This window comes from Lysobacter panacisoli (assembly GCF_009765165.1).
GTDB classification, from domain to species: domain Bacteria; phylum Pseudomonadota; class Gammaproteobacteria; order Xanthomonadales; family Xanthomonadaceae; genus Lysobacter_J; species Lysobacter_J panacisoli.
Map to the genome: position 1 here is coordinate 2,025,357 of NZ_VLNU01000001.1, position 7,144 is coordinate 2,032,500.

Consider the following 7,144-nt stretch of genomic DNA (forward strand, 5'->3'; position numbering starts at 1 on the left):
CGCGCGCCGCACCACCAGGAGGACGCGCCATGCGCACATTGTCAGGCAAGACCCTTTTCATCACCGGCGCCTCGCGCGGCATCGGCCGTGCCATCGCCCTGCGTGCCGCGCGCGACGGCGCCAACGTCGCGATCGTGGCGAAGTCGGCGGTGCCCAATCCCAAGCTCCCGGGCACGATCCACACGGTCGCCGAGGAAGTGAAGGCTGCCGGCGGGCAGGCGCTGGCACTGAAGTGCGACATCCGCGTGGAAGAGGAAGTGCAGGCTGCGGTCGCGGCCACCGTCGAGGCGTTCGGCGGCATCGACATCCTGGTCAACAACGCCAGCGCGATCTGGCTGCGCGGCACGCTCGACACGCCGATGAAGCGCTACGACCTGATGCAGGAGGTCAACGCGCGCGGCACGTTCCTGTGTTCGCAGGCCTGCTTGCCGCACCTGCTCAAGGCGGCCGATCCGCACATCCTGTCGATGGCGCCGCCGATCAACCTCGACCCGAAGTGGTGGGCGCCGCACACCGCGTACACACTCGCGAAGATGGGCATGAGTTTCGTCACCCTGGGCCTGGCCGCGGAGTTCGGTCCGCAGGGCGTGGCGGTCAACGCGCTGTGGCCGCGCACGGTCATCGCCACCGATGCGATCAACATGATTCCCGGCGTTCGCCCGGAGCAGTGCCGCACGCCGGAGATCGTCGCCGATGCGGCGCACACCGTGCTGGTGCGGCCGTCGGACGGCTACTTCGGCCATTTCCTGATCGACGATGACGTGCTGTTCGCCGCCGGCGTGACGGATTTCGCGCAGTACGCCGTGGATCCCGCTGCGACGCACCTGTTGCCGGACCTGTTCCTGACCGATTCGCAGATGGCGAAGAAGCCGCGCTGACGCGACCCGATCGCGCGGTTCCGGCGGCGGCTTGTCGACGACTCGCCGCCACGGTAACGTCGCCCCCGCAACTCAGGGGAAATGGAATGCCGTACTTGCAGGGACTGCCGGCCTTCGCCGGCTATTTCGCCGTGGGACTGGGCTTCGTCGCGCTGTTCCTGGCGCTGTACCTGCACCTCACGCCGCATCGCGAACTCGCGTTGATCCGCGCCGGCAATCTGGCCGCGAGCACGGCCCTGTCGGGCGCGCTGCTCGGCTTCTGCCTGCCGCTGTCCAGCGCGATGGCGCACAGTGTCGCGCTGCTCGACCTGGCGATCTGGGGCGCGATCGCGCTCGTCGCGCAGGCCGCCGCGTATGGCCTGACGCGCCTGCTGTTGCCGGGCTTCCCTGCGCGGATCGAACGCGGCGAACAGTCCGCGGCCATTCTGTCGGCCACGCTGCACGTCGGCGTCGGCCTGCTCAACGCCGCCGCAATGGTGTACTGATGGCCCGTCGCGACCGTCGCCGCGGGGCGTCGCCGATCGTGCACAAGGCGCCCGAACGCAAGCGTTCCTTCGACATTCCCTGGCTGACCATCGGTGCGGTCGCGCTGATCAGCCTGCCGGTCCTGCACGAAGTCACGCGCGAGCCAATGCTGCGCAACCACTACACCGATCGCGCCAGCTGCGAGTGCGATTACCAGCAGGGCTGCGGACGCGATTCCGCGTCGGGTTCGTGGGCCGGTCCGTGGTACGCGCAGGATCCGGGCGATCGTCGCGCCGACGATCCTGGTGCGGGCACCTGCCGCCGCAGCGGCGGCAGCGGTTACTACGGCGGTTACGGCGGCTATGGCTACGGTCAGGGACGCTATCCGCCGACGTCGGTCGAGCAAGGCTATCGCGGCGGTTTCGGCAGCACCGGCCGCGTGCATTCCGCGCGTTCCTGAGCGCCGGTCGGATGCGTCGCGAAACGCGTGCACCGCGTGCGGACTGGCGCGAACGCGTCGAAGCGCTGGGTTTCGATTTCCACACGCTCGATGGCCCGTACTGGGTCGAGGACGCGTGCTATCGCTTCGACGTCGCCGAGATCGATCGCATCGAAGCCGCCGGCAACGAGCTCCATCGCCTCTGTCTCGAAGCGGTCGCCCATGTCGTGAAGCACGGCGACTACGCGCCGCTCGGCCTCGACGATCGCGCCGCAACGCTGGTGGAACGCTCGTGGCGCGCGCAGGAAGCGGCGCTTTACGGGCGCATGGACCTGGCCTACGACGGCCGCGGCGAACCGAAGCTGCTCGAATACAACGCCGACACGCCGACCTCGCTGTTCGAGGCGTCGGTGGTGCAGTGGTACTGGCTGGAAGAAACCGCCGCGGGTGGCGACCAGTTCAACTCCCTGCACGAATCGCTGCTCGAACGCTGGCGCGCACTGCTGCCGGCGAACGCGAAGGTCCACTTCACCGGCTGCCTGGAATCCCGCGAGGATGAGGCGACAGTCGACTACCTGCGCGACACCTGCGCGCAGGCGGGTTTCGAAACGACGACCCTGGATGTGTCGGAGATCGGCTGGCGCGAGCGTCGCTTCGTCGACCTCGACGATCGGCCGATCGCGCACGCGTTCAAGCTGTATCCGTGGGAATGGATGATGGCCGAGCCGTTCTCCGAGCACCTCGCCACCGCGCCTACGCGCTGGATCGAGCCGGCATGGAAGCAGGTGCTGTCGAACAAGTCGCTGCTGCCGCTGCTGTGGCGCCTGTTCCCCGGCCATCCGAACCTGCTGGCGGCGTCGCACGATCCGCGCGATATAGCCGGGCCCGTCGTCGCCAAGCCGCGACACGGTCGCGAAGGCGAGGGCGTGTTCATCGCCGAGCAGGGGCTGTCGTTCGCCGAGCCGGGACTGGTCTACCAGGCCTACGCCCCGCTGTACCGCAGTGCGGCCGGGCACGCGCTGCTGGGCGCCTGGGTCGTCGGTGACGAAACGGTGGGGTTGGGTATCCGCGAGGACGACGACGCCGTGACCCGCAACACCAGCCGTTTCGTCCCGCATTGCTTCGACTAGCGATCGGTTCGGCGATTTCGCCGGCAAGCCCGCCGCGCCGGGCGCAATCGGCGACAATGGCGGTTTCCGCGCCACAGTCCACCCGATTGCCATGACCGACTCCGCCTCGACCGACCTGTTCTCGCTGTCCGAACGCTATTACCTGCCCGTATACCGTCCGCGCCGCATCGTGCTGGACCACGGAAAAGACGCGCGCGTGTGGGATCGCGACGGCCGCGAATACGTGGACTTCGGCGCCGGCATCGCGGTCAACGCGCTCGGTCACGCGAATCCCGCGTTGGTCGCCGCACTGACCGAACAGGCCGGCAAGCTCTGGCACACCAGCAATGTGTTCGTCAGCGAGCCGCCGCTGCGCCTGGCCGAAGAACTGGTCACCGCCTCGCGCTTCGCGCAGCGCGTGTTCTTCTGCAACTCAGGCGCGGAGGCCAACGAGGCTGCGATCAAGCTCGCGCGCAAGTGGGCGTCCTCGCACGGCCGCACGCCTGACCGCCGCGTCATCCTCACCTTCCGCGGCAGCTTCCACGGCCGCACGCTCGCCGCGGTCACCGCCGGTGCGCAACCGAAGTACCACGAAGGCTTCGAACCGTTGCCGCCGGGTTTCCGCTACAGCGACTTCAACGATCTCGCCGCGGCCGAAGCGGCGATGGCGTCCGGCGACGTCTGCGCGGTGCTGGTCGAGCCCGTGCAGGGCGAAGGTGGCATGACGCCGGCGACCCCGGAATTCCTGCTCGGCCTGCGCGCGCTGTGCGATCGCCACGATGCGCTGCTGATGTTCGACGAGATCCAGTGCGGCATGGGCCGCACCGGCCACCTGTTCGCCGCGCACGCGTACGGCATCACGCCCGACGTCGTCACGCTGGCGAAGGCGCTGGGCAGCGGCTTCCCGATCGGCGCGATGCTGGTGGGCGAGAAGGCCGCCGAGTCGATGCAGTTCGGCGCGCACGGCACGACCTTCGGAGGCAACCCGCTGGCCGCGGCGGTCGCGCGCGCGGCGCTGCGCGAGATCAACTCGCCCGCGTTGCTGGCCAATGTCGCGCGCCAGTCGCTGGCGATTCGCGATGCGCTTGCCGAACTCGACGCGGAACTGGGCCTGTTCTCCGAGATCCGCGGCAGCGGCCTGATGCTCGGCGCGCAGCTGCGCGAGCAGCACGCGGGCAAGGCGGGCGCGATCCTCGACCTGTGCGTCGAACATGGCCTGCTGTTGTTGCAGGCAGGCCCGGACGTGTTGCGTTTCGTGCCCGCGCTGAACATCAGCGACGCCGACATCGGCGAGGGACTGCAGCGTCTGCGCAGTGCGTTGAGGGCGTTCGCGACCGCCTGAATCCTTCGCGAAGTGCTACAAAAAAGCCCGGAAATTCCGGGCTTTTTGTTTTCGTCGGAAAGCGCGTGATCAGCCCTTCGCGACGGCGAACGCCTCGCGCGCGGCCGCGACCGTGGCCGCGATCTCCGCTTCGCCATGCATGCTCGACACGAAGCCGGCCTCGAACGCCGACGGCGCGAGGTACACGCCGCGCTCCAGCATCGCGTGGAAGAAGCGGTTGAACCGCGCGGTGTCGGACGCCTTCGCTTCCTCGAACGTTTCCACCGGACCTTCGCGGAAATACAGGCCGAACATGCCCGGCGCGCGGGTGGTGGAGAAGGCGACGCCGGCATCGCGCGCGGCCGCTTCCAGTCCGTCGCAGAGGGCGTGCGTGCTGCGTTCGAGCGCGTCGTGGAAGCCCGGCGCCTGGATCAGTTCCAGCGTCGCAAGGCCCGCGGCCATCGCCACCGGATTGCCGCTGAGCGTGCCGGCCTGGTAGATCGGGCCGCTCGGCGCGACTTGCGCCATGTATTCGCGGCGGCCGCCGTACGCGCCCACAGGCATGCCGCCGCCGATGATCTTGCCGAACGTCGACAGGTCCGGCGTGATGCCGTAACGCTGCTGCGCGCCACCGAGCGCGACGCGGAAGCCGGTCATCACCTCGTCGAAGATCAGCAGCGTGCCGTGCTTCGTGCACAGCTCGCGCAGGTGCTGCAGGTAGCCCTCGCGAGGCAGGATGCAGTTGGCGTTGCCGACGATGGGTTCGATGATCAGGCCGGCGATGTCGCCGCCGACTTCGTCGAAGAGTTTCGTCGCGGCGTCGAAATCGTTGTACGGAATCGTCAGCGTGAGGTCCGCCAATGCCGAGGGAACGCCCGGCGAGTTCGGCAGGCCCAGCGTCATCACGCCGCTGCCGGCCTTCACCAGGAAGCTGTCGCCGTGACCGTGGTAGCAACCTTCGAACTTCACGATGCGCGTGCGTCCCGTGACGCCGCGCGCGACGCGGATCGCCGACAGCGTGGCTTCGGTGCCCGAGTTGACCATGCGCACCATCTCGCAGCTCGGCACGATCTTCGTAATCGTCTCGGCCATCGTCACTTCCAGCGCGTTGGGAACGCCGAAGCTGAGGCCGTCGCGCATGGTCTTCTCGACCGCGGCGAGCACTTCCGGGCGCGCATGGCCCGCAATCATCGGGCCCCAGGAACCGACGTAATCGATGTAGCGGTTGCCGTCGACGTCGAACAGGTATGCGCCTTCGGCGCGCTGTGCGAAGAACGGCTCGCCTCCGACCGACTTGAAAGCGCGCACCGGCGAATTGACGCCGCCGGGGATCAGGTCCTTGGCGCGGGTGAACAGTTCGTGCGATTGCGTGTGGTTCATGGGGTATCCGTGGGCTCAGGCGCTTGTGCGCGCATGCGGGGGAAGCTGGGAGTCGGACCGGCGGAAGCCGGTGAGGTACTGGTGGACCGCGATCGCGGGATCGGGCGCGTCGAACACGCCGCTGATCACCGCGAGCAGGTCCGCGCCGGCGTCGATCAATGCCGGCGCATTGTCCGGCGTGATCCCGCCGATCGCCACCCGCGGCAGTCCCAGCGCCGCGGAATCGCGCAGCAGCTGCGGCGTCGCGCGCCGTGCGTTGGGCTTGGTCGGCGAAGGAAAGAACGCGCCGAAAGCGATGTAGTCGGCGCCCGCGGCCGCGGCCTTGCGCGCCAGATCGAGGTCGGCGTAGCACGAGGCTCCGAGCAGCGCGCCAGCCGGAAGCGAGGCGCGGGCGACGGCGACTTCGCCGTCGTCTTCACCCAGATGCGCGCCGTCGGCTCCGATCGCTGCGGCGAGGCGCCAGTCGTCGTTGATGATCAGCGGCACGTCGTGGCGCCGGCACAACGGCAGCAATTCCCGCGCCTGCGCGTCGCGCAGTGCCGCGTCGGCGGCCTTGTTGCGGTACTGCAGCCACGCCGCGCCGGCTTCGAGCACGACCTGCACGCGGGCCAACAGGCGCGCCGTGTCCGTGTCGTCTGGCGTGATGGCATAGAGCCCCTGCCGGGGCCAGGAAGGGTTCATTCCGGAGTGCTTCCGTGGGCGCGGGCGCGGTGGGACAATGCGCGTTCCGCAATCCCCGCATTATCCGCCCATGTCCGAGACCGCCGCGACCACCACCTACCGCACGTGGATGTGCGTCGTCTGCGGCTTCATCTACGACGAGGCCCTGGGCCTGCCGGAAGAGGGCATCGCCCCCGGGACGCGCTGGGAAGACGTGCCGGACACCTGGACGTGCCCGGATTGCGGCGTCACCAAGGACGATTTCGAGATGATGCCGCTCTGACGGATCAGGGCTGGGCCAGGCCCGGCCCGAGGGTGATTTCCACGCCGTCCTTCAGGCCCAGGCGCGCTGCCTGGCCGGCATTGAGTTCCAGCACGTAGCGGGCCGGTTCGTCGCTCGGGTACGGCGGGCAACCGTCGCCGAGCGAACACGGCGGCACGTCGCGCTGCTGCGACACCAGCTTGCGGGCCGAATCGAAGTACAGGATGTCCAGCGGAATCTTGGTGTTCTTCATCCAGTAGGCGAGTGGCTCCTGGCGCTCATGGATGAACAACATCCCGTGGTCCTGCGCCATCTCGTCGCGGAACATCAGGCCGCGCGCGCGCTCGGCCTCGTCGTCGGCGATTTCCACCGCATAGCGCTGCCCGTTCAACTCGACCCAGGCATCGGAACCGCTGGCGCAGCCGGAGAGGGCGAGGCCGCAGCAGGCCAGCAGCAAGCGGAAGGTGGGCATGGCAGAGGGCTCCGGAAAGTGGCGGTTGCGCGCGTCGCGAACATCGGACACCGCCTGCATCGAGTCAAGACGAATCTTCGTGCATTCACCCCCTTCCAAAACCATCGACGCATGTGCACAATGCGCGCCCCGCTGAGGTGAAGTTGATCGAAGCGGGG

General features: G+C 68.5%; 9 protein-coding genes. 6 read left to right on the forward strand and 3 right to left on the reverse strand.

Annotation, left to right across the window (positions count from 1 at the left end):
• Window positions 1-29 precede the first annotated feature (29 nt).
• From FOF45_RS09540 to FOF45_RS09560, 5 genes are all read left to right on the forward strand, one after another.
• The gene (locus FOF45_RS09540; protein ID WP_158984274.1) at window positions 30-878 is read left to right on the forward strand and encodes an SDR family oxidoreductase; all 849 of its coding nucleotides are present in this window, start codon (window positions 30-32) and stop codon (window positions 876-878) included.
• Between the two features lie 86 nt (window positions 879-964).
• A complete protein-coding gene (locus tag FOF45_RS09545; protein ID WP_158984276.1) occupies window positions 965-1,363 on the forward strand; it encodes a DUF350 domain-containing protein in 399 nt (132 codons plus the stop codon).
• Window positions 1,363-1,803, forward strand: a complete 441-nt coding sequence (locus tag FOF45_RS09550; protein ID WP_158984278.1) for a hypothetical protein — start codon at window positions 1,363-1,365, stop codon at window positions 1,801-1,803. The genes FOF45_RS09545 and FOF45_RS09550 overlap by 1 nt, the downstream gene beginning before the upstream one ends.
• An 11-nt stretch (window positions 1,804-1,814) precedes the next feature.
• Window positions 1,815-2,912, forward strand: coding sequence for a glutathionylspermidine synthase family protein (locus FOF45_RS09555; protein ID WP_158984280.1), 1,098 nt, complete (start codon window positions 1,815-1,817; stop codon window positions 2,910-2,912).
• A gap of 91 nt (window positions 2,913-3,003) precedes the next feature.
• Window positions 3,004-4,233, forward strand: a complete 1,230-nt coding sequence (locus tag FOF45_RS09560; RefSeq protein WP_158984282.1) for an acetylornithine/succinyldiaminopimelate transaminase — start codon at window positions 3,004-3,006, stop codon at window positions 4,231-4,233.
• Between the two features lie 69 nt (window positions 4,234-4,302).
• Here the strand turns inward: FOF45_RS09560 and hemL are convergent, their stop codons facing one another.
• Window positions 4,303-5,592 carry a glutamate-1-semialdehyde 2,1-aminomutase gene (gene hemL / locus FOF45_RS09565; RefSeq protein ID WP_158984284.1) on the reverse strand — a complete coding sequence of 430 codons (1,290 nt, stop codon included), beginning with the start codon at window positions 5,590-5,592 and terminating at the stop codon, window positions 4,303-4,305.
• 15 nt (window positions 5,593-5,607) lie between these two features.
• On the reverse strand, window positions 5,608-6,273 hold the full coding sequence (gene thiE, locus FOF45_RS09570; protein WP_158984286.1) for a thiamine phosphate synthase: 666 nt from the start codon (window positions 6,271-6,273) through the stop codon (window positions 5,608-5,610).
• A gap of 37 nt (window positions 6,274-6,310) precedes the next feature.
• Between thiE and FOF45_RS09575 the strand changes: the two genes are divergently transcribed.
• Complete coding sequence (locus tag FOF45_RS09575; protein WP_233264114.1) at window positions 6,311-6,535, forward strand: rubredoxin; 225 nt, start codon at window positions 6,311-6,313, stop codon at window positions 6,533-6,535.
• Window positions 6,536-6,539: 4 nt separating this feature from the next.
• Here the strand turns inward: FOF45_RS09575 and FOF45_RS09580 are convergent, their stop codons facing one another.
• Window positions 6,540-6,986 (reverse strand): DUF192 domain-containing protein, encoded by a 447-nt coding sequence (locus FOF45_RS09580; protein WP_158984289.1) that lies wholly within the window; start codon window positions 6,984-6,986, stop codon window positions 6,540-6,542.
• Between the last annotated feature and the right edge of the window lie 158 nt (window positions 6,987-7,144).

Bases quoted from the DNA above. Each gene is read 5' to 3' on its own strand.
- FOF45_RS09540 (WP_158984274.1), top strand. From the start codon at position 30: ATGCGCACATTGTCAGGCAAGACCCTTTTCATCACCGGCGCCTCGCGC.
- FOF45_RS09545 (WP_158984276.1), top strand. From the start codon at position 965: ATGCCGTACTTGCAGGGACTGCCGGCCTTCGCCGGCTATTTCGCCGTG.
- FOF45_RS09550 (WP_158984278.1), top strand. From the start codon at position 1,363: ATGGCCCGTCGCGACCGTCGCCGCGGGGCGTCGCCGATCGTGCACAAG.
- FOF45_RS09555 (WP_158984280.1), top strand. From the start codon at position 1,815: ATGCGTCGCGAAACGCGTGCACCGCGTGCGGACTGGCGCGAACGCGTC.
- FOF45_RS09560 (WP_158984282.1), top strand. From the start codon at position 3,004: ATGACCGACTCCGCCTCGACCGACCTGTTCTCGCTGTCCGAACGCTAT.
- hemL (WP_158984284.1), bottom strand. From the start codon at position 5,592: ATGAACCACACGCAATCGCACGAACTGTTCACCCGCGCCAAGGACCTG.
- thiE (WP_158984286.1), bottom strand. From the start codon at position 6,273: ATGAACCCTTCCTGGCCCCGGCAGGGGCTCTATGCCATCACGCCAGAC.
- FOF45_RS09575 (WP_233264114.1), top strand. From the start codon at position 6,311: ATGCGCGTTCCGCAATCCCCGCATTATCCGCCCATGTCCGAGACCGCC.
- FOF45_RS09580 (WP_158984289.1), bottom strand. From the start codon at position 6,986: ATGCCCACCTTCCGCTTGCTGCTGGCCTGCTGCGGCCTCGCCCTCTCC.